The sequence below is a fragment of the Selenomonas sputigena ATCC 35185 genome, assembly GCF_000208405.1.
In the GTDB taxonomy this organism is placed as follows: Bacteria; Bacillota; Negativicutes; order Selenomonadales; family Selenomonadaceae; genus Selenomonas; species Selenomonas sputigena.
Map to the genome: position 1 here is coordinate 123,784 of NC_015437.1, position 26,870 is coordinate 150,653.

Annotated in this window: 28 protein-coding genes and 1 tRNA gene; 27 read left to right on the forward strand and 2 right to left on the reverse strand. The window is 59.9% G+C overall.

The features are described from left to right. Nucleotides 1-65 precede the first annotated feature (65 nt). The 15 genes from SELSP_RS00520 to hypE all read left to right on the forward strand — a co-directional run bounded on the left by SELSP_RS00520 (nt 66) and on the right by hypE (nt 11,897). The gene (locus SELSP_RS00520) at nt 66-278 is read left to right on the forward strand and encodes a DUF2922 domain-containing protein (RefSeq protein ID WP_006192745.1); all 213 of its coding nucleotides are present in this window, start codon (nt 66-68) and stop codon (nt 276-278) included. 150 nt (nt 279-428) lie between these two features. Further along, nucleotides 429-1,571 carry a hypothetical protein gene (locus tag SELSP_RS00525; RefSeq protein WP_006192747.1) on the forward strand — a complete coding sequence of 381 codons (1,143 nt, stop codon included), beginning with the start codon at nt 429-431 and terminating at the stop codon, nt 1,569-1,571. A 228-nt stretch (nt 1,572-1,799) separates the two neighbouring features. Continuing rightward, nucleotides 1,800-2,186, forward strand: a complete 387-nt coding sequence (locus tag SELSP_RS00530) for a response regulator (protein WP_006192748.1) — start codon at nt 1,800-1,802, stop codon at nt 2,184-2,186. Further along, nucleotides 2,176-3,033 carry a hypothetical protein gene (locus SELSP_RS00535; RefSeq protein ID WP_006192749.1) on the forward strand — a complete coding sequence of 286 codons (858 nt, stop codon included), beginning with the start codon at nt 2,176-2,178 and terminating at the stop codon, nt 3,031-3,033. The genes SELSP_RS00530 and SELSP_RS00535 overlap by 11 nt, the downstream gene beginning before the upstream one ends. Nucleotides 3,034-3,185: 152 nt before the next feature. Next, a tRNA-Ser gene (locus SELSP_RS00540) sits at nt 3,186-3,277 on the forward strand. A gap of 362 nt (nt 3,278-3,639) precedes the next feature. Next, entirely contained in the window at nt 3,640-4,746 is a 1,107-nt protein-coding gene (locus SELSP_RS00545) for a hydrogenase small subunit (RefSeq protein ID WP_013740498.1), read from the forward strand. Continuing rightward, on the forward strand, nt 4,743-6,650 hold the full coding sequence (locus SELSP_RS00550; RefSeq protein ID WP_006192752.1) for a nickel-dependent hydrogenase large subunit: 1,908 nt from the start codon (nt 4,743-4,745) through the stop codon (nt 6,648-6,650). Before SELSP_RS00545 ends, SELSP_RS00550 begins: the two co-directional genes overlap by 4 nt. 81 nt (nt 6,651-6,731) lie before the next feature. Next, nucleotides 6,732-7,448, forward strand: a complete 717-nt coding sequence (gene cybH, locus SELSP_RS00555) for a Ni/Fe-hydrogenase, b-type cytochrome subunit (RefSeq protein ID WP_006192753.1) — start codon at nt 6,732-6,734, stop codon at nt 7,446-7,448. A gap of 15 nt (nt 7,449-7,463) precedes the next feature. Further along, entirely contained in the window at nt 7,464-7,706 is a 243-nt protein-coding gene (locus tag SELSP_RS00560) for a hypothetical protein (RefSeq protein ID WP_006192754.1), read from the forward strand. A 101-nt stretch (nt 7,707-7,807) separates the two neighbouring features. Next, nucleotides 7,808-8,149, forward strand: a complete 342-nt coding sequence (gene hypA, locus SELSP_RS00565; protein ID WP_013740499.1) for a hydrogenase maturation nickel metallochaperone HypA — start codon at nt 7,808-7,810, stop codon at nt 8,147-8,149. A gap of 4 nt (nt 8,150-8,153) precedes the next feature. After that, complete coding sequence (gene hypB, locus SELSP_RS00570; protein ID WP_006192756.1) at nt 8,154-8,819, forward strand: hydrogenase nickel incorporation protein HypB; 666 nt, start codon at nt 8,154-8,156, stop codon at nt 8,817-8,819. Next, nucleotides 8,816-9,553 carry a HyaD/HybD family hydrogenase maturation endopeptidase gene (locus SELSP_RS00575; RefSeq protein ID WP_006192757.1) on the forward strand — a complete coding sequence of 246 codons (738 nt, stop codon included), beginning with the start codon at nt 8,816-8,818 and terminating at the stop codon, nt 9,551-9,553. The genes hypB and SELSP_RS00575 overlap by 4 nt, the downstream gene beginning before the upstream one ends. Next, nucleotides 9,553-9,783: a HypC/HybG/HupF family hydrogenase formation chaperone gene (locus SELSP_RS00580; protein WP_006192758.1), complete on the forward strand. Its 231-nt coding sequence runs from the start codon at nt 9,553-9,555 to the stop codon at nt 9,781-9,783. Before SELSP_RS00575 ends, SELSP_RS00580 begins: the two co-directional genes overlap by 1 nt. Nucleotides 9,784-9,799: 16 nt before the next feature. Beyond that, the gene (hypD, locus tag SELSP_RS00585) at nt 9,800-10,906 is read left to right on the forward strand and encodes a hydrogenase formation protein HypD (RefSeq protein WP_006192759.1); all 1,107 of its coding nucleotides are present in this window, start codon (nt 9,800-9,802) and stop codon (nt 10,904-10,906) included. After that, nucleotides 10,896-11,897, forward strand: coding sequence for a hydrogenase expression/formation protein HypE (gene hypE / locus SELSP_RS00590; protein ID WP_006192760.1), 1,002 nt, complete (start codon nt 10,896-10,898; stop codon nt 11,895-11,897). The genes hypD and hypE overlap by 11 nt, the downstream gene beginning before the upstream one ends. 12 nt (nt 11,898-11,909) lie before the next feature. On the opposite strand, the gene SELSP_RS00595 is transcribed toward hypE, so the two are convergent. Then, entirely contained in the window at nt 11,910-12,407 is a 498-nt protein-coding gene (locus SELSP_RS00595) for a hypothetical protein (protein WP_006192761.1), read from the reverse strand. A gap of 186 nt (nt 12,408-12,593) precedes the next feature. On the opposite strand from SELSP_RS00595, the gene bioF reads away from it, so the two are divergent. From bioF to SELSP_RS11810, 8 genes are all read left to right on the forward strand, one after another. Continuing rightward, on the forward strand, nt 12,594-14,510 hold the full coding sequence (gene bioF, locus SELSP_RS00600; RefSeq protein ID WP_006192763.1) for an 8-amino-7-oxononanoate synthase: 1,917 nt from the start codon (nt 12,594-12,596) through the stop codon (nt 14,508-14,510). 97 nt (nt 14,511-14,607) lie between these two features. Next, the gene (locus SELSP_RS00605) at nt 14,608-15,564 is read left to right on the forward strand and encodes a DNA adenine methylase (RefSeq protein ID WP_006192764.1); all 957 of its coding nucleotides are present in this window, start codon (nt 14,608-14,610) and stop codon (nt 15,562-15,564) included. Nucleotides 15,565-15,792: 228 nt separating this feature from the next. Beyond that, nucleotides 15,793-16,176, forward strand: a complete 384-nt coding sequence (locus SELSP_RS00610; protein ID WP_232362356.1) for a hypothetical protein — start codon at nt 15,793-15,795, stop codon at nt 16,174-16,176. Nucleotides 16,177-16,910: 734 nt separating this feature from the next. Beyond that, nucleotides 16,911-18,422 (forward strand): Na+/H+ antiporter NhaC family protein, encoded by a 1,512-nt coding sequence (locus tag SELSP_RS00615; protein WP_006192768.1) that lies wholly within the window; start codon nt 16,911-16,913, stop codon nt 18,420-18,422. Nucleotides 18,423-18,515: 93 nt separating this feature from the next. Continuing rightward, nucleotides 18,516-19,178 carry a TatD family nuclease-associated radical SAM protein gene (locus SELSP_RS00620; protein ID WP_006192769.1) on the forward strand — a complete coding sequence of 221 codons (663 nt, stop codon included), beginning with the start codon at nt 18,516-18,518 and terminating at the stop codon, nt 19,176-19,178. A 509-nt stretch (nt 19,179-19,687) separates the two neighbouring features. Further along, nucleotides 19,688-20,017 carry a hypothetical protein gene (locus SELSP_RS00625; RefSeq protein ID WP_006192771.1) on the forward strand — a complete coding sequence of 110 codons (330 nt, stop codon included), beginning with the start codon at nt 19,688-19,690 and terminating at the stop codon, nt 20,015-20,017. A gap of 247 nt (nt 20,018-20,264) precedes the next feature. Further along, nucleotides 20,265-21,113: a fumarylacetoacetate hydrolase family protein gene (locus SELSP_RS00630; RefSeq protein WP_006192772.1), complete on the forward strand. Its 849-nt coding sequence runs from the start codon at nt 20,265-20,267 to the stop codon at nt 21,111-21,113. A gap of 188 nt (nt 21,114-21,301) precedes the next feature. Then, complete coding sequence (locus tag SELSP_RS11810) at nt 21,302-21,442, forward strand: YvrJ family protein (RefSeq protein ID WP_006192773.1); 141 nt, start codon at nt 21,302-21,304, stop codon at nt 21,440-21,442. A 10-nt stretch (nt 21,443-21,452) separates the two neighbouring features. Here the strand turns inward: SELSP_RS11810 and SELSP_RS00635 are convergent, their stop codons facing one another. Further along, entirely contained in the window at nt 21,453-21,911 is a 459-nt protein-coding gene (locus tag SELSP_RS00635; protein ID WP_006192774.1) for a nitrous oxide-stimulated promoter family protein, read from the reverse strand. Nucleotides 21,912-22,106: 195 nt separating this feature from the next. Here SELSP_RS00635 and SELSP_RS00640 point away from each other — a divergent pair, with 195 nt between their 5' ends. From SELSP_RS00640 to SELSP_RS00655, 4 genes are all read left to right on the forward strand, one after another. Then, on the forward strand, nt 22,107-23,384 hold the full coding sequence (locus tag SELSP_RS00640) for a sensor histidine kinase (protein ID WP_006192775.1): 1,278 nt from the start codon (nt 22,107-22,109) through the stop codon (nt 23,382-23,384). Continuing rightward, complete coding sequence (locus SELSP_RS00645; protein WP_006192776.1) at nt 23,381-24,904, forward strand: aminotransferase class I/II-fold pyridoxal phosphate-dependent enzyme; 1,524 nt, start codon at nt 23,381-23,383, stop codon at nt 24,902-24,904. The genes SELSP_RS00640 and SELSP_RS00645 overlap by 4 nt, the downstream gene beginning before the upstream one ends. 46 nt (nt 24,905-24,950) lie before the next feature. Then, the gene (rfbD, locus tag SELSP_RS00650; RefSeq protein ID WP_006192777.1) at nt 24,951-25,790 is read left to right on the forward strand and encodes a dTDP-4-dehydrorhamnose reductase; all 840 of its coding nucleotides are present in this window, start codon (nt 24,951-24,953) and stop codon (nt 25,788-25,790) included. 77 nt (nt 25,791-25,867) lie between these two features. After that, nucleotides 25,868-26,800, forward strand: a complete 933-nt coding sequence (locus SELSP_RS00655; RefSeq protein ID WP_013740501.1) for an NAD-dependent epimerase/dehydratase family protein — start codon at nt 25,868-25,870, stop codon at nt 26,798-26,800. Nucleotides 26,801-26,870: the final 70 nt, after the last annotated feature.

The window sequence follows — 26,870 nt, forward strand, 5'->3', positions numbered from 1 at the left end:
GGCGGTTTCGCGGGCGGCCTTGCGGTCGCTCCGAAACCATCGCTTGCAGGGAGGAGGTGAAGGAAATGGCAAAGGCGCTGAAGATGGTCTTCAAGCTTTCGGACACGCAGACGGCGACCGTGAGCCTCGCCGATCCCAAGGCGGGGCTGACGAAGGCAGAGGCCGAAGCGGTCATGACGGACATGATCGCGAAGAACGCGCTCGTCGTCAAGGGCGTCAATCCCAAGGCGATCAAGGCGGTCTACATCCGTTCGAGCGAGGATCAGGAGCTTGCCTGAGGAGGGCGAAAGGACGCGGAGCGACACGGCTCTGCGTCCTTTCTTTGTGTTTGTGTCTGACCAATACGCGCATTTAAGAAAAAAGACGATGATTCGATATAAGAACCGAAGGGTTTCGACTAGAATTTCAATTCCAAGGAGGGAAGCTGCATGAAGATCCAGGGAAACGGCGATGGCTCCATCGGGATGAAGAAAGGCTTGCTGCAGGGTGAGCGGCTTGTTGGAAATAAAGGGCATGAGTCAACGATTGCCGCATCGCAGAAGCAAAAGGAATATGTGGGCGAGCCGGGAAAATCCGCCGTATCGCCAGCCTATCATGTATCGGTCAGCAAGGAGGGCAAGGGGCTTGCCGCCTTGCATGGAGCAGCGGCGCAAAACGGCAGCGAGGCTGCTATGCAGGATGCTGCGGCGAAGCAGAGTGTGGAGCAGCTGGACATGTCCGGCAATGCCCATCTGAAGCCGCTTCGAGCGGAGGATCTTGACTGGGCGACCGAATATGAACGGGCTTCGCTGGCAGAAACCATGAGAGGAGTCGAGAGCGGCATCGGCGCCGTCTTGCGTGGCGCGGCTGAAAATCCCCTCGCCGTCGGCGCCGACATCCAGATGTATCTCGTTCGTCAGCTCAACGCCTATGGTCATCATCAGAAGGCCTTGGGGCACAGCTTGGCAGGCGATCCATATCTGAGCAGCGTTCTTGAGCGCTTGGACGCACTTGACCCTAAAGGCGAAAATCCCCTGGTAAGCGAGATCCGTTCTCTCGTCAGCACGACGATGAGCGGCAAGAACATCGAGCTTTTTGAAAAAGATGGACACAGCGATCTCGTCCGGCGATATTGCGCCTACCTTGGCATCCATATGGGCGATGCAATGAAGGTCAAGGACAAGGCGGGCGATTATTTCAACGATAAGACGGCGATATACGCCTTCTTTCAGGAAATGAGCCGCAAGGCGAAGTGTACGGAAGAGCTGCTTGAAGCCATGCTTGGAGATCGTGCGGGAGAGAAAGTGGAGGAGAGGGAACGTTCTTCAGACCTTTCGCAGCTGATCGCCGAGAGGAAGAGCGGCCTTGAGGATGGCATGACCGTGTATAAGGAGAGTCTGCGCAAACTGCACCGTGCCGATGGCGACGCAGGCGAGGGCGAAGACGGCAAACTATCGGAGCGGGAGAGGGCGGAAGAGAAAAAAAGCCTGATTCCGAGCGTCACAGGCTACGATTGGCAGCGCATTTCAGAGAAGTATTTGCATGAAAATCCAGAACTTGCCGCCATTTTTGCTGACAACGGCATGGGTTGAGTGAAGGGCGTACATCTGCGCTTGCAAGGTGCTGCCTGCTGTAACAGCGGACAGCGCCTTTTTCTTTGTGAGATTGTTTCAATGATGAAGAGAAACTTCTTGCAAACTTTGCCGTAGAATATTCTCATATAAGAGAAAAATATGCTATAATGATAGAAAAGTGGTTTCATGGGAAGCGCCTTCCTGCCCTTTCGGGTGCGGCGGGCGGACTGATGGGAGGCGTTTTGATTGGCAAGAAAGTGCAAGATCCTCATTTCCGATGATTCCAAGCTTCTGCGCAAGCAGCTGCGCGAGGAGCTTGAGGCGCTCGATTGTGAGGTCATAGAGACGGAGAACGGCAAGGAGGCGATCGCCGAGAGTCTTGGCGACCGTCCCGACGGCGTGATCTTGGACATCGTCATGCCCGAGGTCAACGGCGTCGAGGTGCTGCGCGTCATCAAGGAAATCGACGACACGATTCCCGTCGTCATGCTGTCATCGGCGGGCACGCCCGAGAAGCTTATGGAGACGCTGAAGCTCGGGGCGCTGGACTTCATCCAGAAGCCCTATACGCCCGAGCAGATCAAGAATGCCATCACGCGCATTCGAAAGAAAGCAGGGCTGGATGAGCAATGATCTGCTTTTCCCACAATTTCTCCTGAATCGCGGCGTCTTAGATGTGACTGAGGTTCGCATCTTCCTCGAAAGGATGCTCGCGGCGAAGGTCGACGTGCCTGTGCAGGCGCTCTTCCACGGCGTGGCGACGGCGGCCGACCTGGCTTCGCTCGGTGCGCTTTCGGGCGCGGAGTTTCGCGCGTCTGCGGAGAGGGAGGGCGTCCTCACGGCATCGCAGCTTTACAACCTCGGCGAGGCGATCGCAGGCGAGGGCTGTCGTTTCGCGCAGGCTTTGTTGGACGCCGGAAGACTCGACTACAAGGAGTTGGAGAGGCTCTTGGGCGACTTCAAGCGTGCGGGCGAGCATCCTTTGTCCGAGGCGATCCAGCGTGCGGCGGACGGCAGGCTCGCCGAGGAGCTGCCGCTCTACACGGAGTACGTTGGCGTCGCTATGCTCGCCTTCAAGCGCTTTATGAAGATTGCCTGCGTCGTCGTGCCGCAGGCGGAGTCTTTTGCCGAGGGCGTGCCGTGCCGCCTCGTCTCGCAGGCCATCACGGGCGGCGTCTCGCTCGTCGCGGGACTTGAAGCGCCCGATGCGGTGTTTCTGGCGCTCGCTCGCCGCTACAGTCACGAGGATTTTTCGGAGCTTGACGATCTCGCGGTGGATAGTCTCGCGGAGTTCCTGAACGTCTTGGACGGCTTCTTCGCCGTGCGCCTCGGCGAGCGCGATTTGGAGCTTGATCTGGAGATCCCGCGGACGGCGCACGCCTTGAATGCGAAGGCAAGCCCGAGCAAGTTCCTGCGGCTGCATCTCGAAAGCCCCGTGGGCGCTTTCGGTCTTCTTCTGGCGACAGACGAGTTCCTCTGAGGCGCGGGTGTGGCTTCGCCGTAAATTCCCCGCAACTTGCGATTGACAAGCCGCGTGGGAGATGGTATACTCATGCTTGTTGCGCGGCCTCGTGTGCGGGCTGCCGAAAATTTCATATCGGCTGCGGCTTGCCGCAGGCAGATTCAAGCATTGGAGAGTTGTCCGAGTGGTTGAAGGAGCACGCCTGGAAAGCGTGTATACGGGGAAACCTGTATCGAGAGTTCGAATCTCTCACTCTCCGCCAGTGATGAAGGCAGGCGTTGTCCCGTTTCGGGGATGACGCCTTTTTTGCGTCTTGGGGGCGGCATACGGGCAATTACACGCGTAAACGTCCATTTCATGGACAAACGTGCGCCGCTCTTGATGAAATTTTCCCAATCCGTCTGCGCCCTTTGGGCTTGATGTCTCAATATGAGAAGAAAGTTTGAAAAAATGCAGAATGCAAGCAGGAATTTTGAGGAAAAAGGAGAACTTGAAAACTAAGGATAATTATGTTTTAATTAAGGGAGACTGAATCAATCAGCAATCCTTGGAGAGCGCCCGGCGCTCTCTTTGAAGAAGTATTCCTGCATACCCCCGTGGTGGGGCGAAAGAGGAGGCAGTAATGTGGACAAGCGGGAAAGCATGTGGGAGCGTTATCTCCGCAACGGCCTGAGCCGCCGCGACTTCCTGAAAGGGTGCGTCGCGCTGACATCTCTGATGGGGCTTGATACAGGCATGGTCTCGAAGGTCGTCGAGGCGGCGGAGTCGAAGCCTCTGCCGGTCGTGATCTGGATGCACGGTCATGAGTGCACGGGCTGCGACGAGTCGTTCATCCGCTCGGCGGCGCCGATGGCATCCGATCTGGTGCTGAACATGATTGCGCTCGAATACAGCCACGTCCTGAGCGCGGCTTCGGGCGAGCCGTTCGAGGCGCATCTCGAGCAGACGATTGAAAAGTACAAGGGACAGTACATCCTCGCCGTCGAGGGTGCGATTGCGACGAAGGACAACGGCGTCTACTGCATGTCGGGCGGTCATCCGTTCATCAATACGTTCCAGCGCGTGGCCAAGGATGCGGCGGCGATCATCGCCTACGGCACGTGCGCGACGTCGGGCGGCATCCAGGCGGCTGCGCCGAATCCGACAGGATCGGCGGGCGTCAGCCACTATGTGGGCAACAAGCCGGTCATCAATGTCCCGGGCTGTCCTCCTATCCCCGAGGTCATGACGGGCGTCGTCATGCACGTCGCTCTCTTCGGCTCGGTTCCCGACCTCGATATGGAGAGCCGTCCCAAGCAGTTCTACGGCAACCGCATTCACGATACGTGCTACCGCCGCCCCTTCTTCGATGCGGGCATGTTCGCTGAGCGCTTCGACGACGCGGGCTCGAAGGCGGGCTGGTGTCTTTACAAGCTCGGCTGCAGAGGCCCCGAGACGTACGCTTCGTGCGGCAATCTGCGCTGGTTCCAAGGCATGAGCTATCCGATTCAGTCGGGCGCGCCGTGCATCGGCTGCACGAACGCGAACTTCTGGGACGATGCGCCGTTCTCCGACCGTCTGCCGAAGTACGGGCCTCTGGGCAGCATCGACAAGATCGGCGTCGGACTCGCGGTCGGCACGGCGGCGGGCGTCGCCGTACACGGCGCTCTGAGCCTCGCGCAGCGCGCAAAGGCGGATGCGGCGATCGAGAAGGAAGAGGAGAAGGCGAAGAGAGAGCAGGTGCATAAATGAAACATGTAACGGTCGATCCGGTAACGAGAATCGAAGGGCATCTGCGCGTCGAGGTGCAGGTGGACGAGGCGACGGGCAAGGTCACGGATGCTCTTTCGAGCGGCACGGCGTGGCGCGGCCTCGAACTCGTCATGAACGGGCGCGATCCGCGCGACGCGTGGGCGTACATCCAGCGTATATGCGGCGTCTGCACGACGGCACACGCGCTGTGTTCCGTGCGCGCCGTTGAGGATGCGCTCGGCATCCGCATCCCGACGAATGCAAACTATATCCGCAATATCATGGCGGGCTGCCTGACGGTGCAGGATCATCTCGTGCATTTCTATCATCTGCATGCGCTCGACTGGGTCAGCCCCGTCGAGGCTCTGGCGGCCGACCCGGTCGCGGCAGCGAACCTGCAGCGTGAGATTCTCAAGCTGCGCCTGCCGCTCGCAGGTCCTGCAGGGCTCAATACGGAAGCGTATCCGAAGGACTTCCCGAATGCGACGCCCGAATACTTCGCGGCATTCAAGCAGAAGATCGAGCAGATCGTCAAGAGCGGGCAGCTCGGCATCTTTGCGGCGAACTGGTGGGATCATCCCGACTACAAGATTCTGCCGCCCGAGGTTCACCTCATCGCGGTCGTTCACTACCTTGAGATGCTCGACAAGCACAGAGAGCTCATGACGCCGCACGTCGTCTTCGGCGGCAAGAACCCGCACGCGCACTATGTCGTCGGCGGCATGCCGTGCGCGATCTCCCTCGACGACGGCAATGCGCCGATCAACACGGCGCGTCTCGCCATCGTTGACCGCGCCGTGAACCTCACGCGCACGATTGTCAACGAATACTATCTGCCCGACGTGCTCGCCATCGGCTCGCTCTACGTCAAGGCGGGCAAGGTGGACGGCGGCGGCCTCGCCAAGCATTGCGTCATGGCGTTCGGCCAGTTCCCCGATCAGAGCTACACGGGCACGCGAAACGGCGACTTCATGCGCCAGCTATTGATCCGCTCGAACGGCGTCGTCGAGAACTTCGGCGCGGGTCTTGCGGCGGCGACCTTCACGGAGGTCAAGGCGGAGGATCTGTCCGATCCCGTCGCCTTCACCGAGGGCGTCGAGCACTCGTGGTACGAGTATGAGGGCGCGGAGAGCGATCTCCATCCGTGGGCAGGACAGACGAAGCCGAAGTACACGGCACCGAAGGTCGGCACGCAGACGAACTGGCAGGAGCTCAACGAAAAGGGCAAGTACTCGTGGCTCAAGACACCGAAATGGCGCGGCAAGCTCGCCGAGGTCGGTCCTCTGGCGCGCTACATCATCATCTACGTCAAGGCGAAGAAGGGCCTCCTGCCCGATCCGACGTGGGCGGAGCAGCTCATGCTCAACCAGATGGATGCGGTGTCGAAGGCGATCGGCCTCGCCCCCGAGGTCTGGCTGCCGACGATGGTCGGCCGTACGGCGGCGCGCGCGCTCGACGCGCAGCTCAACGCCGAGATCGAGAAGTACTACTTCGACAAGCTCATCGCGAACATCAAGGGCGGCGACCTCGCCGTCGCAACATCGGACAAGTGGGATCCCGTGACGTGGCCGAAGGAAGCGAAGGGCGTCGGCCTTTACGACGCGCCGCGCGGCGCGCTCTCGCACTGGGTCGTCATCAAGAACGGCAAGATCGCGAACTATCAGTGCGTCGTGCCGACGACGTGGAACGCCTGCCCGCGCGACGATGCGGCAGGACACGGCGCCTACGAGATGGCGATGATGGACACGCGCGTCGCCGTGCCCGACAAGCCTTTGGAGATCGTGCGCGTCATCCGCTCGTTCGATCCGTGCATGGCCTGCTCCACGCACGTCTACAACGCGAACGGCGACACGCTCAAGATCATGACGACCGATCCCTATGCAGGACTGCAGGTGGAAGAATAGAACGATCACGCATCGTGGAAAGGAGAAACTGCCGCGAGCGGGGCGTTCATCGCGCGTTTCGCGGCAGCAGGGACATGTGATATGAGAGAAGTCAAACGCAGGATTTACTACGTTTTTAGTCCTTGGCTCAGGATCTTTCACTGGATCATGGTCGTCTGCATCTCGGTCCTCTTTGCGACGGGATTGATGATCACCGAGCCTTGGCTCATTTACTCCGTCGAGCCGACGTTCAGCGGCATGACGACGGACAACATCCGAAACATCCATTTCATCGCGGCGTTCACCTTCATGGCGGCCTTCCTCCTGAGGATTTACGGCTTCTATGTGAACCGCGGCGACCGTCTCTTCCCGCGCTTCTGGGAGGGGCTTTTCTGGCGGGCGATCGGCGACGTCATCCTGCATTACATCTTTGTGCGCTACGAGCACAAGTCGTACTTGAGGAACCCGATCGCGCGCATGTCGTACACGCTACTCTATGTGCTCGTCGCCATCGAGGTCGTGACGGGTCTCGGGATGTATGGCGCGAACGAGCCGGAAAGCGTGTCCTTCATGCTCTTCGGCTGGGTCATCACGCTCTTGGGAAACGAGTTCATGGTGCACCTCGTGCACCACTACGTCGCCTGGTTCATCATCCTCTTCGCCATCGGCCATCTCTACATGGTCATCCGCGCGGAGTTCATGGAGGGCGAGAGCGAAGTGTCGAGCATGTTCTCCGGCAGGAAGATCCTGACGCATGAGCCGCTCGATGCTTACCAGCTCAGCCACCCCGAGGAAGAGCACAAGGGCAGGGCGAGCTGAGGAAGGAAGAGGTCTATGTGTAAAGAATGCGGCTGCGGCGCGTCAAACGGCAATACGCGCCTGCAGTTCAACGTCAAAGGCTATACGGAGGAGTCGGCGAAGGGCGCGGAAAAGGCGCTTTTGGGTCTTGCGGGCGTGCTCTACGTGCATATCCACGCGCACGACGGCGAGACGACGGTCGACTACGATCCGGCGAAGACAAAACTCACGGAGATTCTTGGCATTTTCGAGGAGCGAGGCCTTTCGGCTGCGCTCTGAGTCGGGCGGTGCGCTTTTGCCGCATCGTTTCAACAGGGAAAGATGGCGCCCCCTTTCGGCAAGCCGCCGGAGGGGGCGCTTTTCGCATAGGAGGAAGTTCGGTGCATGAAATGGCGATCGCCGAGGGCATTTTGGACATCGCGCTCAAGACGATGGAGGAAAACGAGGCGAAGCGCGTCGCACGCGTGAAGCTGCTCGTCGGTGAAATGGCGGGCGTGGAATGCGAGTCGCTGCTCTTTTGCTTCGAGGCTCTGACAAAAGGCACGGCGGCAGACGGTGCGGCTCTCGACATCGAGCGCGTGCCGCTCGTCGGGCGCTGCGGATCTTGCGGCAAGGAGCAGCATGTCGAGCGATACAGCTTCTTGTGCCCTTCGTGCAGGAACGGCGCACTTGAAATCATCTCGGGACGCGAACTCAAGGTGGAATCTTTGGAGGTGGACTAAGAAAATGGAAGTCAAGGTCATGAAGAACGTTCTGGCGATGAATGATGAAGCAGCAGCAGAAAATGCGGCGCTTTTTCAGCGAAAGGGGATCTTCGTGCTCAATCTCATGGGATCGCCGGGCGCGGGCAAGACGACGCTCCTGGAGCGCACGTTGGAAGCATTGAAGGATGAGATGCGTCTCTCCGTCATCGAGGGCGATCTCTTCACATCGAAGGACGCCGAGCGCATCGACCGCCTCGGCGTGCCCGTCGTGCAGATCAACACGAGCGGCGGCTGTCATCTCGACGCGCCGATGGTCAAGAGTGCGCTCTCGTCCATCGACCTCGATTCGCTCGACATGCTCATCATCGAGAATGTCGGCAACCTCGTCTGCCCAGCGGAATTCGAGCTGGGGCAGGACAAGAAGGCGGTCGTGCTGTCGATCACGGAGGGGGACGACAAGCCATTGAAGTATCCGCTGATGTTCAAGGAGGCCGACGCGGCTCTCCTCAACAAAGTCGACCTCCTGCCTTACACGGACTTCGATCTGGAGAGCGCGACGGACGACATCCGGACGCTTCATCCGGGCATCGAGGTCATGGCGATCGCGTGCCGCACGGGCGAGGGGCTTCCCGCATGGCTCTCGTGGCTTCGGAAGAATGTGCGCGAGAAGAAGGAGGCGGTTCGATGAGTGAAGCGTTCTTGGGCGTATCGCCCGAAGAGATCGAGCGTGCGAGAAAAGAGCTGGAGGCGACGCCCGCCGTGACGGTTCTCGGCATCGGCAACGTCATCCTGCAGGACGAGGGCTTCGGCGTGCGCGCCGCCGAACTCCTGCGCGAGAAGTACGACTTCCCGCCTGCCGTGCAGATCATCGACGGCGGCACGCTCGGTGCGGAGCTTCTGGGCGTCATCACGGGCACGGAGCATCTGCTCGTGCTCGATTCCGTCAACGGCGGCAAGGAGGCGGGCACGCTCTTTCACTTTGAGAATGAGGGAATCTCGGCGCACTTCCAGGACAAGCTGTCGGTGCACGAGGTCGGCATCCAGGACGTGCTCGCGACGCTTTCCGTGACGGGGCGCGCGATTCCCGACGTCGTCGTGCTCGGCGCACAGCCCTACGCCGTCGGCGCGGGCGTCGCGCTCAGCCCGCAGATGGAAGCGCTTCTGCCCGAGATCGAGCGCCGAGCCATCGACGTGCTCTCGCGCTGGGGCGTCGAGGTGCGGGCGAAGGACGCCTCTCGCGAGGTCGCCTTCACGCGCGTCGCCGAGGCGAAGCATGAGAAGGCGGGCGCTTCGCGCGGCTTCGTCGCAGAGGACGAGGCCGATGCGCCGCTCGATGTGCCGATGAAGCAGGCGGGCGAGGCGATGCGCACGGCGCGGCAGACTTTGCCGCACGAACTTCTGACGAAGGGAGGCGAAGGCTGATGTGCCTTGCTGTACCGGCGAAGGTGCTCGATATTGCGGGCAGCGTCGCGCGCGTCTCCGTCAACGGCGTGGAGCGCGAGGCGAGCCTCATGCTGCTGCCTGAGGCGAAGCTCGGCGACTACGTGCTCGTACATGCGGGCTTTGCCATGCAGATCGTTGAGGAAAAAGACGCCGAAGAAACGTACGCGCTGCTCGCCGAGATGAAGGGTGCGCCGCGCACGGTGATGTAGGAAGCGGGGAAATGCCTTGAAGAAACTCACGCCGCAAGAAGAAAAGGAAGCGGCAAGGGCGCTCCTTGCTGACATCGAGCGCCTTGCCGCGGGCAGGCATCTTCGCTATATGGAGGTCTGCGGCACGCACACGGTCGCCATCTTCCGCGCGGGACTTCGGCAGATTCTGCCCGAGAATATCGAGCTTGTCTCCGGTCCCGGCTGTCCCGTGTGCGTGACGAGCGACGCCTACATGGACAAGGCGATCGCCTGCGCGAAGATGGAGGCGGTCACCGTCGCGACGTTCGGCGACATGCTCAAGGTGCCGGGCAGCCGCGAAAGCCTTGCAGATGCGCGTGCGGCGGGCGCATGTTTACGCGTTGTCTACTCGCCGCTCGACGCGCTTGCCGCCGCGCGGGAGAATCCCGAAAGGACGGTCGTCTTCCTCGGCGTCGGCTTTGAGACGACAGCGCCGACCGAGGCGGCGGCGGTGCTCTCGGCAAAGGAGGAGGGACTGAAGAACTTCTGCGTTCTGTCGGCGCAGAAACTCGTGCCGCCTGCCGTGAAGCTCCTCTTGGCTGATCCCGATGTGCATGTCGACGGCTTCCTGCTGCCCGGGCACGCGTGCGTCGTCACGGGCACGCGCCCCTACGCCTTTCTCGCCGATGAGGCACATAAGCCCGGCGTCGTCGCGGGCTTCACGCCGCTCGCGATCCTGCGCGCCGTCTGGCGGCTCGTGCGGCAGACGGCGGCGAATGAAGCCCGCATCGAGAACGAGTACGGCTCCGTCGTGCGCGAAGAGGGCAACCCCGCCGCGCTCGCCGTCCTCGCGCGCGTCTACGAGGAGACGGCGGACGAGTGGCGCGGCCTCGGCGTCATCGAGCGCTCGGGGCTTCGTATGCGCGAGGAGTTCGCCGCGTTCGATGCCGAGCGCCGCCTGCCCGTCGAAGTCGAGCGCGTGGAGAAGAAGACGGCGTGCCGCTGCGGCGAGGTTCTGCGCGGCGCGGTGCGCCCGACGGACTGCACGCTCTTCGCGAAGGCATGCGTGCCGACGCATGCCGTAGGGCCGTGCATGGTGTCGGTCGAGGGCGTGTGCGCTGCCTGGTACAAGTACGGCCGAGGGAGGTTTCACTTTGGAAAATGAGAAGATCACGCTCGCGCACGGCGCGGGCGGCAGCCTGAGCCAGGCGCTGATGGAGAGCGTCATCCTGCCTGCCTTCGGCAATGAGTTCCTGCAGAAAATGCACGATGGCGCGGCGCTCGACCTCGGCGGCAAGACCGCTTTCACGACGGATTCCTTCGTCGTCGCGCCGCGCTTCTTCCCTGGCGGCGACATCGGCAAGCTCGCCGTCTGCGGCACGGTCAACGACCTCGCGATGACGGGCGCCGTGCCGCGCTACATCTCGTGCGCCTTGATTTTGGAAGAGGGCCTGCCCATCGAGGAGCTCAGGCGTATTTTGCACTCGATGAAGGAGGCTGCGGCAGAAGCGAAGGTCGCCATCGTCACGGGCGACACGAAGGTCGTCGGCAAGGGCGCGGCGGATGGCATCTACATCAATACGGCGGGAATCGGCGAGATCGAACGCGCGATGGAGCCGCAGAATGTCAGGGCGGATATGGACGTCATTCTCTCGGGAACGCTCGGTGACCATGCAGCGACCGTCATGGCGGAGCGCCACGGCATCGAGATCCCCGCGACGCTTCATAGCGACTGTGCGCCCTTAGGCGACCTCGCCGCCCTCATGCGCCGCACCGCGCCCTCGATCGCCTGCATGAGAGATCCGACGAGAGGCGGCGCGGCGGCGGTCTTGAACGAGATCGCATGTGCGGCACAAGTCGGCGTCATCCTGGACGAGGAGGCGCTTCCCGTGCGCGAAGAGGTCGAGGGCATCGCCGCATTTCTCGGCTTCGATCCGCTGGAATTGGCGAACGAAGGCAAGGCGATCGCCTTCTGCGCGCCCGAAGAAACGGCGGCGCTTCTCGCCGCCATGCGCGAGCATCCTTACGGCAGGAATGCCTGCTGCATCGGCCGCACGACGGCGGAGGAGCCGGGCATCGTCGCACTCCGAACGGCGCTCGGCGGCCTGCGCATCGTCGACATGCCGCTCGGCAATCTCGTGCCGCGCATCTGCTAGGGCGGCTGCGGCTCAGACCCGCGCGCCCGCTGTGCGGCGGAGCCGCGCGATGCGGTCGAGGATTTTTACGAGAAGCGGCGCAGCCAAGAGCGTGAAGACCATGCCGGGAAGAGCCGCCGCGACGAGCGCCCATGCGCCCTTGCCGACGACGAAACTCAGCGTGATGCGGGCGGTGAAGGTGCCGAGCGGCCCTGCGAGCGCTACCGTCCAATAATGGCGGCCGAAAAGTACGAAGACGAGCCCGACGACGAGGCGGAACTGCATGGCGATGGCGACATTGAAGAGGTTCTGCGTGCCGAGCAGGAGGCCGACGAGACTCGACAGGACGCCCGCCAGAATGTAGCGCTTGAAGCCGAAGACGGCGCAGATCGCGACGGCCAGAGGGGCGGAGAGTTGAAACTCCAGCCCTGGCGCCAGGCTCGGCAACTTGATGGCTCCCGTGACGGTGATCAGGGCGGCGAGCAAGGCGATTTCGGTCACGTCGGAGGTGGAAACGGCAAGTTTTTTCATGGGAAACGCTCCTTTTTTACGGAATCACGGGTGAGTCGAACGGCTTTATCGCACCTGTGATTCCTTTTTATTGTTTCAGCGTACATGTTTTGCGCAGTATTGTCAACTGTAAAATAAATAAAGTTGACAATAAAATAAACAAGGTCTATTCTATAGAAAGATTTTTGATGGAAGGAGTGTTTCTGCATGGCGCTTTACAGTCTGAAAATGCGGGCGGAAAAGAACGCGGGGAAGCGCGAGCACGTGTCGGGCGCGGAGAAAATCTTGTCGGAGGAGGAACTGCCGGAACATTTGGCGGCGCTTCTTTCGCGCGCCCTGCACCACGCCAAGGGCAAGGCGGATTTCGTGAACTTCAAGGTGGAGGCGATCGCGCCCGAGGCGGTGGAGCATCTGCCCGCGCTTCCCGTCTCGACGGTCGAGGTTGAGACGCCTGCCGAGGGGCGGCGCGTGATTATCGACGCCTTGGAAAACCTTGGTTTGAAGAACGGCGAAGCCATCTTGGCGAAGTTTTCCGAGACGTATGGGATGCGCGGCGCAATGCTGCTCGATGCGGACACGCTCGAACGCTTGGAGCCGGACGCCGAACGCGGCCTGCGTGCGACGTACATGGACGCCGAACGTGCTGCAAAAGGGGCGTCCGACTGCAAGAACCACTTCGCCGAAGCCGTCGTCCTCGCGACGAAGGTCGTCCATGCGCCGCACATCGTCGCGGAGATCTGCGTGTCCGACGATCCCGACTATGTGACGGGCTATGTGGCGGCGCAGTCTTTCGGCTATCGCCGCATCACGAAGCTCAAGGAGGCGGGATCGCCCGACGGCGGACGCATCTTCCTCTATCGCGGTTCGCGCGACGGCGTCGCCGACACGATTCGCTATCTGGAAAAGCAATGCGTGCTCGTGCGCGGCGTGCCGGACAGTCCGGCGGGGAATGTGCGTCCGCAGGGCATGGAGGAAATGCTCGCCGAAGAGCTGGCGGCGAAAAAGGCGCGCCATCTTTGCCGCGAGATGCACGAGATCGACTCGGCGCAGGCCGCACACGTCACGGTCGGCGGTGCGGAAAAGCTGCTTCTGGCGTCGAACAACTACCTTGGACTCGTCGATCATCCGCGCCTCAAGCGGGCGGCGCAGGAGGCCGTCGAGCGCTACGGCTGCGGCTCCGGCGGCTCGCGGCTGACGACGGGCACGCTTCCTCTGCACACGAAGCTGGAAGAGGAGCTGGCGGCATTCAAGGGGACGGAGGCGGCGCTCCTCTTCGATACGGGCTACATGGCGAATGTCGGCATCCTTTCCGCGCTTGGTCAGAAAGGCGCAGTTTTTTTCAGCGACGAACTCAACCATGCGAGCATCATCGACGGCTGTCGCTTGAGCCGCGCCAAGACCGTCGTCTATCGCCACAGCGATATGCAGGATTTGGAAGAGAAGCTCGCCGCCCATGCTCAGTGTCCGGGCGTCATCGTCTCCGATGCGGTGTTCAGCATGGACGGCGACATTGCCAATCTGCCGCGCATCTTGGAGCTTGCGCGAAAGTACCATGTCTGGAGCATGGTGGACGAAGCGCACTCGACCGGCGTGATCGGCGCGACGGGGCGCGGTATATGCGAGCATTTTTACTTAAGGGAGAAGCCCGACGTCCTGATGGGGACGCTGTCGAAGGCTTTGGCGAGCGAGGGCGGCTACGTCTGTGGCAGCCGGCTCTTGATCGACTATTTGAAGAATACGTCTCGCAGTTTCATCTTCTCGACAAGCCAATCGCCCGCCAATCTCGCCGCCGCGTCCGCGGCGCTGCAGCTCCTGCAGGAAGAGCCGGAGCGCGTCGCCCGCCTGCAGGAAAATGTCCGCGTGTTCTGCGCGGCGCTTGCCGAGCATGGCGTTGAAGCCCGGAGCGAGACGGCGATCGTGCCGCTGATCGTCGGCGAAGAGTCCCTGGCGGTGAAAATAGCGAAGGATTTGGAGCGGCAGGGCATCCTCGTATCCGCCATCCGCCACCCGACGGTGGCGAAGGGGGCGGCTCGCCTGCGCGTCGCCTTGGCTGCGACGCATACGGAGGAGGAGCTGAAAAGCGCGGCGGCGCGAATTGCATCGTGCATGAGGGGAGCTTGCTGAAAGACGGGCGAATGTCCGCCTTTCAGTAAGCGTAGCATTTAGCATGAAGAGACATTGAGCCTGCTTGCCGCACAACGTCGCGCTTGTTGTTGCCACGATGTACGATTTGGCATATAATACTTTCATGATGAAAGGGGCTACAGACGATGATGGCAGTGCAGCAGCAATGAATCTCAAACCTTTTTTGAAGTGGGCCGGAGGCAAGGGGCAGCTCATCCATGAAATCGCCCGATACTATCCCTTTGAAGACAGCCGCATAAAAAAATACGCCGAACCTTTCGTTGGAGGCGGCGCGATCCTCTTCGATATATTGAGCAAGTATGATCTGGAAGCTGTTTATATCAGTGATGTAAACAGCGAACTCATCAATACCTACTGTACGATTCGAGATCATGCGGACGAATTGATTCACTTGCTCCTTCTTATGCAAAACGAATTTACGGCACTCTCCGCAGAGGAGCGGAAGATCTGCTATACCGAGAAACGCGCACGTTTCAACGATCTGAAAATGCACGAGAACAAAGCAGACAGCAAGGAACGTGCTGCCTTGATGATTTTCCTCAACCGAACCTGTTTCAATGGCTTGTTCCGTGTCAACAAAAAAGGATTCTTCAACGTCCCCATGGGCGCTTACAAAAATCCAACCATCTGCGATGAAGCTAATCTTCGAGCCGTGGCGGAAAAATTAAGAAACGTGACGATTGTATGCGCGGACTATCGAGGATCTGCCGATTTTATCGACAAGCATACCTTCGTTTATTTTGATCCTCCTTATCGACCGCTCACGGAAACCGCACGGTTTACAGCTTATACAAAAGACTCCTTCGACGATGCGGCGCAGATTGCTTTGGCAAAGTTTGTGGATGACATGAGCACGAAAGGCGCAAAAATTGTCGCCAGCAACTCCGATCCCAAGAATGTAAACAGCGAAGATAACTTTTTTGAAGACATCTATCGCGCACACAAGATTCATCGAGTGAATGCCGTTCGCATGATCAACAGCAACGCCGATGCACGCGGCAAGATACAGGAACTTCTTATATCAAACTTTTAAGGAAGGTATATGTCCTGAAAGTTTTAGCGTGAAAGTCCAAGAAGCCAAGCCCGAAGGCGCAGACCGATTGGCCGGGCTTCTGTAAGGGCGGCGCACTTTTGTCCAAAAAGTGGACGTTTGTGCGTATAGTTTCCCATTGACGAATCTCCGCCTTTTTTCTATAATGGGAAGGTATTTGGCTATTGGCAGACTTAGAAAAGAGACGATTTGATGCGGAAATTTGCCTGGATGTTGAGCATGACAGCGCTTCTCCTTTTCCTCGCGAGCACCGTTTGCTTTGCTGAGGACGAGGGGCGACGTTTTGTGGATGCTCGCGGCGATACGGGATATTTCGTGGACGTCACGACGATTTCCATCGACAGCAATCATGAGTATACGGCGGATGTCGCCATCATCAAGGCAAAGGAGAACCGCCTCTTTTCCTATCGCATGCACTTCGACTTCGCTGCGCGCACCTACCAGATTCTTCGTTCTGCGACGATGACGTACGATACGCGCGAGGTGTCCCAGAGCGTGAAGACGCCCCTGCCGGCGGCGCCCTATGTGCCTGGCTCGCCGATTGCAGCCATCGTCGACTATCTCTACGCATGGCAGCGAGGTTTTGAAAAATGAGCGGTGCGTCCAAAAACGCCTGCCTCTTTTCTGCGGCGAACGAAAGATGTTTCATCCGAGCGCATTCCATTCAGCGCAGGTGAAAATTTTCAATTAAGCGACATAAGAAATAATAAATATTTGTTCATTTTTATTGAAAAAGGGGTTGCAAAGTCTTTTTAGATATGTTATCCTTATGTTGCTAGGAAATAGAACCCATTAAGCACCCGGAATCCATGCTCGTCCCGACGAGCGTTGCGGAAGAGTTGGCGGTTGAGGTCGGGAAGTCCCACCGCTTTCAGGACTCTTTCCGCGAACATGGGAAATTTCGGCTGTAGGCGGCAGCGATTTTTCGTCGTCGTGCCCGGAGGTCAGTCCTCACAAGGGTCTTTGAAGAGCGATGCATTTGAAGCTCTCGGGCAGATTTCCTACGTTCATTTCGGTGATGTCGAAACTGTTGCGAGGGGGATGCGAAGCAATTCGCGCTCCCGCGGACATTGCCGTATGAATCCGTGTCGCCTTTCGCGAGGAGGTTGTTCGTGCATCGTGCGCGGGCTGCTGCAGCCGCCTTGCGGCGAGGCTGATAGGGTGCAGTTGGGATCAGAGAGAGTTCTGTCGGGGCGGGTCGCCTATTCGCCCCGTGGCTGCATGAAGGAGAATGGGACGGTGGGTGACCACCGTCTTTTTTCGTTGCCACGGAAAATAATCTGTATTATAATGAAGGACATAATTGCCAATGGAAGGGAAGGGATTTTATGGCAGAAACGGCATGGGCTGTTCTTCCGCCCGTCATCACCATCGTGCTGGCGCTCGCGACGAAGGAAGTCTATATGTCGCTGATCATCGGCATTTTCTCAGGAGCTATGCTCTACGCGAATTTCAATGTCCTCGAAGCGATCCTCACGATGTTCGCAGTCATGGAGGCGAAGGTCGGGGCAAATGTCAACATCCTCGTCTTTCTTGTCATCCTCGGCATCCTCGTCGCCGCCATCACGCGCTCGGGCGCGACGAAGGCTTACGGCGACTGGGCGGTGCGCACGATTCAGGGCAGGCGCAGTGCGCTCGCGATCACGGCGCTCCTCGGCATCGTCATCTTCATCGACGACTACTTCAACTGCCTGACGGTCGGCACGGTCATGCGCCCCGTGACGGACAAGTTCAAGATCGCGCGCACGAAGCTCGCCTACATCATCGATGCGACGGCGGCGCCCGTGTGCATCCTCGCGCCCATATCGAGCTGGGCGGCAGCCGTCGGCTCGTCGCTGCCTGAAGGCAGCAGCATCGACGGGTTCGGCCTCTTCCTGCAGACGATTCCGATCAATCTCTACGCATGGCTGACGCTCATTTTCATGTGCTTCCTCGTGTGGTCGGAGAAAGATTTTTCCGAGATGGGCGCCTCGATCCGCAAGAATGAGCGAGAGTTCTATGTTCCGCCCGAGTACGCCGATGTCAAGGAGGAGAAGATCGAGGGCAGGGGCAAGATCTACGATCTCCTGCTTCCCTTAGCAGTGCTCATCGCCGCGTGCATCTACGGCATGCTCTACACGGGCGGCATCCACGACGGGCTGAGCGTCGCCGAGGCTTTCGCGAACTGCGATTCGTCGAAGTCGCTCGTGCTCGGCTCCTTCATCGCCTTCGTCTTCACGGGACTCCTCTACCTGCCGCGCCGTGTCGTTTCCTTCAATGATTTCTGCACGAGCTTCATCCTCGGCTTCAAGGCGATGTCGCCCGCGCTCTTCATCCTGTGCCTCGCGTGGACGCTCTCGGGCATCTGCAGCGACAAGTACCTCGATCTCGGCGGCTACGTCGGCCAGCTCGTCAGCGCCAATGCGGGCGTCATCACGTTCCTGCCCGTCATCTTCTTCCTCGTCGGCGCAGGCCTCGCCTTCGCTACGGGAACGTCGTGGGGCACGTTCGGCATCTTGATTCCGATCGCCATCGCCATCGTTGGCACGGACAGCCCCGTGCTCGCGCTTTGCGTCGCGGCGATCCTCTCGGGCGCTGTCGCAGGCGATCATGCGTCGCCGATTTCCGATACGACGATTCTCGCATCTGCGGGCGCACAGTGCCACCATATCGACCATGTATCGACGCAGATTCCCTATGTGCTCGTCGTCGTCAGTGTCTGTGTCGTTGGCTACATCGTCGACGGCCTCACGATGAACGGCTGGCTGGGACTCGCTGTCGCGTTGGCGATCCTCGCCGTCGTCATGGCCGTTGTCTACTGGAAAGTCCCCGTGCCGCTCAAAGACCGCAGCGCGGACTGAGAAAGCTGCAAAGCAAACAGCTGCCGTACGTTTGCGGCAGCTGTTTGCTTTACGGAGTGGAATTCATCCACACTTTTGGAAAGGAAAATATCTATGCTTGTCTACATGGTCGATCACGGCAAGTACCTCTTGCCCGAAGAAAGTCTCAAGCGCCGCCCCGAAGAGAAGCGCGGCCTTTACGTCAATATCACGAACGAATGTCCGTGCGCGTGCACCTTCTGCCTGCGCACGATGAAGGATATGCCCGAGGACATGAGCCTGTGGCTCGGCGGCAAAGAGCCGACGGTCGAAGAGCTCAAAGCGGCTCTCCTCGCTGCGCCTTGGGACTATGTGAAGGAAGTCGTCTTCTGCGGCTTCGGCGAGCCGACGATGCGCCTTGCCGACCTCATCGAACTGCTGCGCTTCGTCAAGGAGCAGCATCCCGCCTTGCCGACGCGCGTCAATACGAACGGCCTCTCGGATCTCGTTTACGGCCGTGACACGGCGGCGGACTTCGCGGGCGGCATCCTTGATACCGTTTCCATCAGCCTCAACGCGTCGAATGCCGAGCGCTATCTGGCGCTGACGAGAAGCGAGTTCGGCATCGAATCCTTCGAAGCGATGCTCGCTTTCGCTGAGAAGATGAAGGCTTATGCGGGGCATGTCGTCCTGACGATCGTCGAGAAGGTCGAGGGCGCGGAAGAAATCGCAAAGTGCCGCGCACTGTGTGAGGCGCGGGGGCTTGATTTGCGCGTGCGCACGTATGAGGGAAGCTGACGAAGGCCGGGTGGTGCGGTATATGTTTTCCGGTGCAGACGATTTGACGAATTTCGCATGGTGTCGTATAATAAATATAGAAAAGGTGCTGCTGGTAAACGGTCAGCCCCGCAATAAAACTACTAAATAAGATTAGCCGCCTTTAGCTTAGGGAACTGCGGGCGGCTATTCTTATGCCTTTAACGCAACGACGCAAATCGTCACGAGGAAAACCAACGACAAAAAATCGTACAGTTCCATGGGCAACACCCCCATTCGGGGGCTGAGAATCGACCGCCTACCGCTTGAGCAACACCATATATATTATAGCACAATAAGCAAGGTTACGGCGTTTTCCATCACATAAATTTTTCGTTTTCTTCCATGGGGCTTATTGAAACAGCAATAAACCCGCCGCAGGAGTCTCACGGGACTTCTCTCGGCGGGTTTATCTTTTGATCGTCATATACCCTTTTTCCTTCGTATTCAATTGTCTTGCATGGCGCTCCGCGATGAAGCCTCCATGCTGTATGAAGCGGTTCGATCGAACGGTTGTGATGGAATATCACAGCTTGATGCATCACTTGTCATCGTTCAAAATCCCGGGCTCGGCAGGTATCTCGGTTCCGATCTGGGGACTGCGCAATCTACTGAATGACCCTCGCGTACGCATCGACAAGGTGAAAGTTGCCACGGTCTTCTCCGCGCTGTTTCCGACGTTGTGCCTTTTTCCGCAATGCCTTCGGAACTGCCGGGCCGCTGCCCGTTCGTCAGTCCGCCGCTGCGGGATTCGTATGCAAAGTGTGCACTTCCTAGCCGGAAACCTTCAGGTGGAGAAGGAAAAGCTTATTCCTCAATAAACCTCACACCTTTCGTGTAACCATATTGAGAAGAGCCTGTTTCGGCTGACCGGCACTTGCCCTGCCCGCGGAGTCCGACCTGCATGCAGGCTTGTCCTCGTCGCTGGCGTTGCCCGTCCTTTCTCCTCTTTACGGCTTCATTATATCATGCGAGGAGACAAAATACAATATCGGTTTTGAATTTTCTAAAATATTTTTTGCAGGAACGGGAAGAAGTCTGTCGTATATAGGAAGCAGGAAAGGGGAAATGATCGTGAAACTCTTGAATTTCTATGCCGAGGACGGCGCCGTGCATATCGGTGCGAGCGACGGAGAGAAGACTGTCGATGTCAGCGCCGTCGGCTATAGCTGGGGTTGGCAGGAAATCTTTGCCGATTGGGAGAAGATCCGGCCGCAGATCGAAAGCGTCCTGCAGCACGCGAAGCCTTTGGCGCACGGTCTGCGCTTTGCACCCGCCGTGACGGCGCCGGGCAAGATTCTCTGCGTCGGGCTGAACTACGCGAGCCACCGTGCGGAGGTTCCCTTCGGGGCGCCCAAATATCCGGCGCTCTTCAGCAAGTTCAATAACGCGCTCAACGCTTCAGGCGGCGAGGTGCTCCTGCCCACGGGCGCGAAGGAGCTTGACTACGAGGCGGAGCTTGTCGTCATCGTTGGGAAAAAGGTCAAGGATGCATCCGAGGAAGAGGCAGCTGCCGCCATCTTCGGCTATACGGCGGGCAACGACTTCACGGCGCGGGACTTGCAGCGCCGCACCTCGCAGTGGCTGCTCGGCAAGACGCCCGACGGCTTCGCGCCGCTCGGCCCCTATATCGTGCCCGCCGCTGAGATCGATGTCTCGCATCTCGCCGTTCGGACGTTCGTCAACGGCGAGATGCGCCAGGACGGGCGGACATCGGACATGATCTTCTCGCCCGCTGCCATCGTCCGCTATATCTCGAAGTGCATGACGCTCGATCCCGGCGATGTCATCTTCACGGGCACGCCGCACGGCGTGATCTTCGGTCTGCCCGAGAAGGAGCGGCGCTGGCTCAAGGCGGGCGACGAGGTCGTCGTGAAGATCGAGGGCATCGGCGAGCTTCGGAATCGAATCGCTTAGAAGGAGCGCCGTTTTATCCTTGCGTCCTCCCAAGCGAGAGGCGAGAGGCGGCATGCGCTCGCTTGGGAACGCGGGCGTGTCAGTGAACTTCGCAATCTGCAATCGCTTGTCAATGATGCGGATTCGCGCATCTGCAGTGATATGAAAAAGCCCCCTCGCCGCATGTATGCGTGCGAGGGGGTGATGAGATGAACGATCTTCTGGCGGCGTTCGGCAGCTACGGCTTCCCGATGGCGGTCACGGCTTTTTTGCTCGTGCGCATCGAGGGGAAGCTCGGAGCATTGAACGACAGCGTGCGGGAGCTTTCGGGCATCATCGCGAAGAAGTGAGGGGAGATCCTCACTTCTTTTTTTTGCTGCGCGCTTCCTCGCGGCGCTTCGCCGCCTTCTCCTTCGCCTCGACTTTTTGCTGCTCCTTTTTCGCGCGTTCCTTGAGCGCGTAGTCGACGCCCATGCTCGCGAGCTTGTGCTTGATCGTCATGATCGGGTGGCGTAGCAGCATGCTCTTCTGGTTCGCCGTCATGATCTTGCGGAATTCGATGTTCTGACTCTTCGAGAAGCACGGGCTTTCGCAGCGGTCGCAGATCGGCTTCGTGATGCCGTAGGGACAGCGGTTCATCTTCATCAGCACGGTGGCAAGGAGCGCCGTGCACTTGGGGCACAGCTTGTCGCCCTCCGTGCCGTGCTCCTTGTGACAGTAAACGCCGAACGTCTTCTTGATGTTCGCCTTTTCCTTTGGAATATTGTTCTTGATTTCCGGCTGCTTCTTCTTGGGCAGGAATCTGGAAAAAATGCTCATATCTGATCTCCCTCGCGATTTTGTATAGTAGGTGAATAGAAAAGCGCTTCTTCTTAGTTTAACGGCAACAGGGTGGAAAATCAAGCGATTTGTGCTCTATGCGCTGATGTTTGCATCAAACTCCTTGAATATGAGGCCGCGTCTGGTATATAATGAAATGAATATCTTTAGTGGGAAAAGGGGGCGGCGATTTTTATGGAGCAGGAGAAGAGCGGATCGGAGTTTCCTCGCACTCAGATCGACAAGCTCAGCGCCAAGTCGCTGGATAATATTCTGAAGAGTACGGTCAGCACGATCGAGACGAATAAGACGCAGATCTTTGGCATCTATGAGGCGGCGCGCGGCGAGGTCGAGTCGAGCCGGCGCACGCTTGAGGATCTGCGCGAACTCACGCGCCAGACGATCGAGAAGGTCGATGAGCTTTCGGCAATCGAGCAGCGGGAGAAGAAGAAGCTCGCTGAGACGAGCAGCGATTTCAACAATTATTCCGAGGAGCGCATACGCGAGCATTACGAGTCGGTCAAGGACATTCAGATCGAGCTGAGCGTGGCGCGGGAAAAGGAGAGCCAGCTTCGTGCGCAGCGCGACGCCTTGGAGCTTCGCCTGCACGGTTTGAAGGAGATCTTGAAGACGGCGGAGCATCTGGCGATCTGCATCGGCTCGGTCTTGAGCTATCTGAGCGATCAGATCAACGGCGTCGTCTGGCAGATCGAGGAGGCGCAGAAGAGCAAGTTCATCGGCGCGCAGATCATCAAGGCGCAGGAGGAGGAGCGCTTGCGCGTTTCGCGTGAGCTGCACGACGGCCCGGCGCAGGACATCGCGAATCTCATCTTTCAGGCGTCGATTATCGAGCGCATGGTCGACCGCGATCCGGAAGAGGCGAAGCGTGGTCTGCAGGAGCTTCGCCAGCATATTCGCGGCTGTCTGACGGACATGCGCCAGATCATCTTCGACATGCGCCCGATGTCGCTCGACGATCTCGGCCTTGAGCCGGCGCTGCGCCAGCTGATCAGCAAGATGCGCGAGCGCGGCATGCTTGATGCTTCCATCGCCGTGGAGGGCGAGGAGCAGAAGCTCGCGAAGTATGCCGAGGTCAGCATCTTCCGCATCGTGCAGGAATCTTTGAACAACGTCAGCCGCCATGCGGGCGTCAAGAAGGCGGAGGTGCGCATTCTCTACACGGCTTCGGCGCTCGCCATCACGGTCAAGGACGAGGGCAGGGGCTTCGATCCCGATGCAGAAGAGGACGCCGTGCCGAGCGGGGAAGAGCAGTTTGACGACGATCGCGACGTCAACGATCCCATATTGAGGAACGCTTACGGCCAGTACGGACTCCTCGGCATGAGGGAGCGCGCCGCCATCATCGGCGCGGAACTCAACATCATCTCGGAGATCGGCAAAGGAACGTGCATCCATCTGCGCATGCCGTTCCGCCCGAACGTGCTTGCGCCCGAAAAGGCTGCGAAGAAGTGACGGCGGACGAAAGACAAAGACGCGCGCCGCTCGCCGCCGCCATGTGCGCGTACGGGGAAGAGGGCGCTCTCGCCTTTCATACGCCCGGACACAAGCAGGGACTGGGGGCGCATGCGCTCTTGCGCGAACTTGTGACGGAAGCAGGCCTTCGAGAAGAGGTTTCTCTGATGGAGGAGCTTGACGATCTGCACGAGCCGACGGGCTGCATCGAGGAGGCGCAGGATCTCGCCGCCGCGCTCTATGGAGCGGATGCGGCCTTTTTCGCCGTCAACGGCACGACGGGCGCGATCCATGCGATGTTCGTGGCCGCGCTCTCGCCGGGCGATACCGTGCTTGTGCCGCGCAACGTGCATCGCTCTGTTTTCGGCGGCCTCGTGCTTGCCGACGCGCGTCCCGTCTACATCGAGCCGGTCGTTGACGAGGCGCTTGGCATAGCGCACGGGCTTAGTACGGAGGCTGTGCGCGAGGCGTGCCGCCTGCATCCTGAGGCGAAGGCGCTGCTGCTCGTTTCGCCGACGTATTACGGCGTCGCCTCCGACGTGCGTGCCATCGCCGAGATCGTGCACGAGGCGGGCATGGCGCTCCTCGTCGACGAGGCGCACGGCGCGCATCTCGCGTTCTCTGACGATTTGCCGGAGTCGGCGATCGCGGCGGGCGCCGATCTCGTCGCGCAGAGCACGCACAAGCTCCTCGGCGCGATGACGCAGGCGTCGCTTCTGCTGCTTCGCGAAGGGCGCATCGAAAAAGAGCGCGTGCAGCGGGCGATGAGCCTACTGACATCGACGAGCCCGAACTACCTGCTGCTGGCGTCCCTCGACATCGCCCGCCTGCAGATGGCAGAAGTGGGCGCGGCACATCTCGCTCGCGCCGTGGGGCTCGCACGGAAACTTAGGCGCGAGGTGAATGCGACGCCCGGACTCTTCTCTTTTGGCGAAGAGCGCATGGGAGGCGCGGGAGCATTCGCGCTCGACCCGCTGAAGCTCACGGTGACGGTTACGGGACTCGGCCTGACGGGTGCAGAGGCCGCGCATATCCTGCGCCATGAGCACAAGATCGAGGCGGAGCTCTTTGACGCACAAAACGTGCTCTTCCTCCTCACCTATGCCGATACGGAAGAAAGCGCGGGAAGGCTTTTAGCGGCATTGCGCTCTTTGGCGCAGCGCCGGACGGCGCAAGCGGCGACTGCCGCTGCGGCAGCGATCGCGGTGCCCGATGGCGGGAAAGCGCAGGTCGCCGTGCGCCTTCCCGCCGCGCCTCCCGTGGCAATCCCACCGCGCGAGGCGTTCTATCGCCGCTCTGTCCCTTGCCGCCTGCGCGAGGCGGCGGGGCGCATCGCGGCGGAAACCATCGCCTTCTATCCGCCGGGCATCCCTGTGATCTGCACGGGCGAGGTCTTTACGGCGGAGGTCTGCCGCTACATCGAGGCGATGGCGGCGGCGGGGCTCAAAGTTACGGGCGCGGCGGACGCATCGCTTCGGACGCTGCGCGTGGTCGCGGACGATGCGGAGCAGGAGGAATGAGTGTGCCGCGAGCTAGGCGTGCTCGCTATAAGGAAAGGGGATTTCTATGAAGGTGCTTGTCACGGGCGTGAGCGGACAGCTGGGCTTCGACGTCATGCGCGAGCTTCTCGCGCGCGGCATCGAGGCGAAGGGCGCATCGAGGAGTGACTTCTCCTTGACGGACTTCGCGGCCATGCGCCGCTTCGTCGAGGCGCATCGGCCGACGGCGATCATCCACTGCGCGGCGTATACGGCAGTGGACAAGGCAGAGGACGAGCCGGAGCTTTGCCGCGAGGTGAATGCGGCGGCGACGGGGGAACTCGCGCATCTTGCGAAGGAGATTGGCGCGAAGTTCCTCTACATCAGCACGGACTATGTATTTCCGGGCACGGGCGAGGACTTCTACGAGCCGGAGGATGAGAAGGCGCCGTGCAACGTCTACGGCGAGTCGAAACTTCTCGGCGAAGAGGCGGCGCGAGAAGCGCTCGAAGAACTCTTCATCGTGCGCATCTCGTGGGTCTTCGGCGAAAACGGCAAGAACTTCATCAAGACGATGCTGCGCCTTACCGAAACGCACGAGGAGCTTTCCGTCGTCGGCGACCAGATCGGCTCGCCGACATATACGCGCGACCTCGCGCGCCTGCTCGCCGATATGATTGTGACGGAGAAGTACGGCGTCTACCATGCGACGAACGAGGGCACATGTTCGTGGGCGGAACTTGCGGCGGAGGCTCTTCGCTGTGCGGGAAAGAAGACGCGCGTGAAGGCGATCAAGACGGAGGAGTATCCGACGAAGGCGAAGCGACCCAAGAATTCGCGCCTGTCGAAGAAATGTCTCGATGATGCGGGCTTCTCGCGCCTGCCCGATTGGCGCGACGCCGTCGCGCGGTATGTCGAGCTGATTTGACGCATCCGCATGAGTGGGCTATAATGGGTTCGCTGAGTCATGCGGCATGGCTGCATTTTGTTTAGGAGGTGCTGCATTTGAATATACTGGTGACTGGCGGCGCGGGCTTCATCGGCTCGCATCTCGTGCGTCATCTTCTCGCGAAGGGCGAGAAAGTGACGGCGCTCGACAATTTGTCGACGGGGCTTGCCGAGAATTTGCCGCCCGAAGCGAAGCTCGTCGAGATGGACATCTTGGATGAGGATCTGCCGAAGGTCGTGGCGGCGGGGGCTTTCGACGCCATCGTCCATCTTGCCGCGCAGACGATGGTCGACACGTCGATCAAAAATCCGCTTCTTGATACGCGCGAAAACCTCATGGGAACGGTGCAGGTTCTGGAAGCGGCGCGCGCGGCGAACGTCAAGCGCGTCATCTTCGCTTCGACTGCCGCCGCCTATGGCGACGTGAAGGAGGACGACCTGCCCGTGCGCGAAGCGCAGCCGACGGAGCCGATGTCGTTCTACGGCCTGTCGAAGCTCTCGGTGGAGAAGTACCTTGAGATGTATCGTAAGATTTACGGCATGGAGTATGTCGTCCTGCGCTTTGCGAACGTCTACGGCGAGCGTCAGGGCGACGGCGGCGAGGGCGGCGTCATCAGCATCTTCGCCAAGGCGGTGGCCGAGGGGCGTGACATCACGATTTACGGCGACGGCGAGCAGACGCGCGACTTCGTCTATGCGGGCGACATCGCCGAGGGCATCTTGGCGGCGCTTCGTACCGAGGAAGTGAATGCCGCCTACAACCTTTCGACGCAGACGGAGACGAGCCTTCGCGAGCTCGTGTCGCTCCTCGCTGAGATCTGCGGGCGCGAGATCGTCCCGAAGTACGGCGCGGAGCGCGAGGGAGACATCTACAAGTCCATGCTCTCGAACAGCCGCGCCCGCCGCGGCCTCGACTGGCAGCCTGCCACTACGCTCGCCGAGGGGCTTCGGCGCACATACGAGTACTTCTGCGGCAAGTGCGAGGGCTAGAAAAAAAGAACCTGCCTTGGCAGGTTCTTTTTTTCGAGAGCGCGGATGAAATGAAGTCGCGCAGACATGT

What these genes read in the sequence shown, in the direction of transcription:
- SELSP_RS00550 (WP_006192752.1), top strand. Translation starts at nt 4,743, where the DNA reads ATGAAACATGTAACGGTCGATCCGGTAACGAGAATCGAAGGGCATCTG.
- cybH (WP_006192753.1), top strand. Translation starts at nt 6,732, where the DNA reads ATGAGAGAAGTCAAACGCAGGATTTACTACGTTTTTAGTCCTTGGCTC.
- SELSP_RS00630 (WP_006192772.1), top strand. Translation starts at nt 20,265, where the DNA reads ATGATCGTGAAACTCTTGAATTTCTATGCCGAGGACGGCGCCGTGCAT.
- SELSP_RS00525 (WP_006192747.1), top strand. Translation starts at nt 429, where the DNA reads ATGAAGATCCAGGGAAACGGCGATGGCTCCATCGGGATGAAGAAAGGC.
- SELSP_RS00520 (WP_006192745.1), top strand. Translation starts at nt 66, where the DNA reads ATGGCAAAGGCGCTGAAGATGGTCTTCAAGCTTTCGGACACGCAGACG.
- SELSP_RS00580 (WP_006192758.1), top strand. Translation starts at nt 9,553, where the DNA reads ATGTGCCTTGCTGTACCGGCGAAGGTGCTCGATATTGCGGGCAGCGTC.
- SELSP_RS00575 (WP_006192757.1), top strand. Translation starts at nt 8,816, where the DNA reads ATGAGTGAAGCGTTCTTGGGCGTATCGCCCGAAGAGATCGAGCGTGCG.
- bioF (WP_006192763.1), top strand. Translation starts at nt 12,594, where the DNA reads ATGGCGCTTTACAGTCTGAAAATGCGGGCGGAAAAGAACGCGGGGAAG.
- SELSP_RS00535 (WP_006192749.1), top strand. Translation starts at nt 2,176, where the DNA reads ATGAGCAATGATCTGCTTTTCCCACAATTTCTCCTGAATCGCGGCGTC.
- SELSP_RS00615 (WP_006192768.1), top strand. Translation starts at nt 16,911, where the DNA reads ATGGCAGAAACGGCATGGGCTGTTCTTCCGCCCGTCATCACCATCGTG.
- SELSP_RS00640 (WP_006192775.1), top strand. Translation starts at nt 22,107, where the DNA reads ATGGAGCAGGAGAAGAGCGGATCGGAGTTTCCTCGCACTCAGATCGAC.
- SELSP_RS00605 (WP_006192764.1), top strand. Translation starts at nt 14,608, where the DNA reads ATGTACGATTTGGCATATAATACTTTCATGATGAAAGGGGCTACAGAC.
- hypB (WP_006192756.1), top strand. Translation starts at nt 8,154, where the DNA reads ATGGAAGTCAAGGTCATGAAGAACGTTCTGGCGATGAATGATGAAGCA.
- SELSP_RS00560 (WP_006192754.1), top strand. Translation starts at nt 7,464, where the DNA reads ATGTGTAAAGAATGCGGCTGCGGCGCGTCAAACGGCAATACGCGCCTG.
- SELSP_RS00610 (WP_232362356.1), top strand. Translation starts at nt 15,793, where the DNA reads ATGTTGAGCATGACAGCGCTTCTCCTTTTCCTCGCGAGCACCGTTTGC.
- SELSP_RS00625 (WP_006192771.1), top strand. Translation starts at nt 19,688, where the DNA reads ATGAAGCGGTTCGATCGAACGGTTGTGATGGAATATCACAGCTTGATG.
- SELSP_RS00595 (WP_006192761.1), bottom strand. Translation starts at nt 12,407, where the DNA reads ATGAAAAAACTTGCCGTTTCCACCTCCGACGTGACCGAAATCGCCTTG.
- rfbD (WP_006192777.1), top strand. Translation starts at nt 24,951, where the DNA reads ATGAAGGTGCTTGTCACGGGCGTGAGCGGACAGCTGGGCTTCGACGTC.
- SELSP_RS11810 (WP_006192773.1), top strand. Translation starts at nt 21,302, where the DNA reads ATGAACGATCTTCTGGCGGCGTTCGGCAGCTACGGCTTCCCGATGGCG.
- SELSP_RS00635 (WP_006192774.1), bottom strand. Translation starts at nt 21,911, where the DNA reads ATGAGCATTTTTTCCAGATTCCTGCCCAAGAAGAAGCAGCCGGAAATC.
- SELSP_RS00620 (WP_006192769.1), top strand. Translation starts at nt 18,516, where the DNA reads ATGCTTGTCTACATGGTCGATCACGGCAAGTACCTCTTGCCCGAAGAA.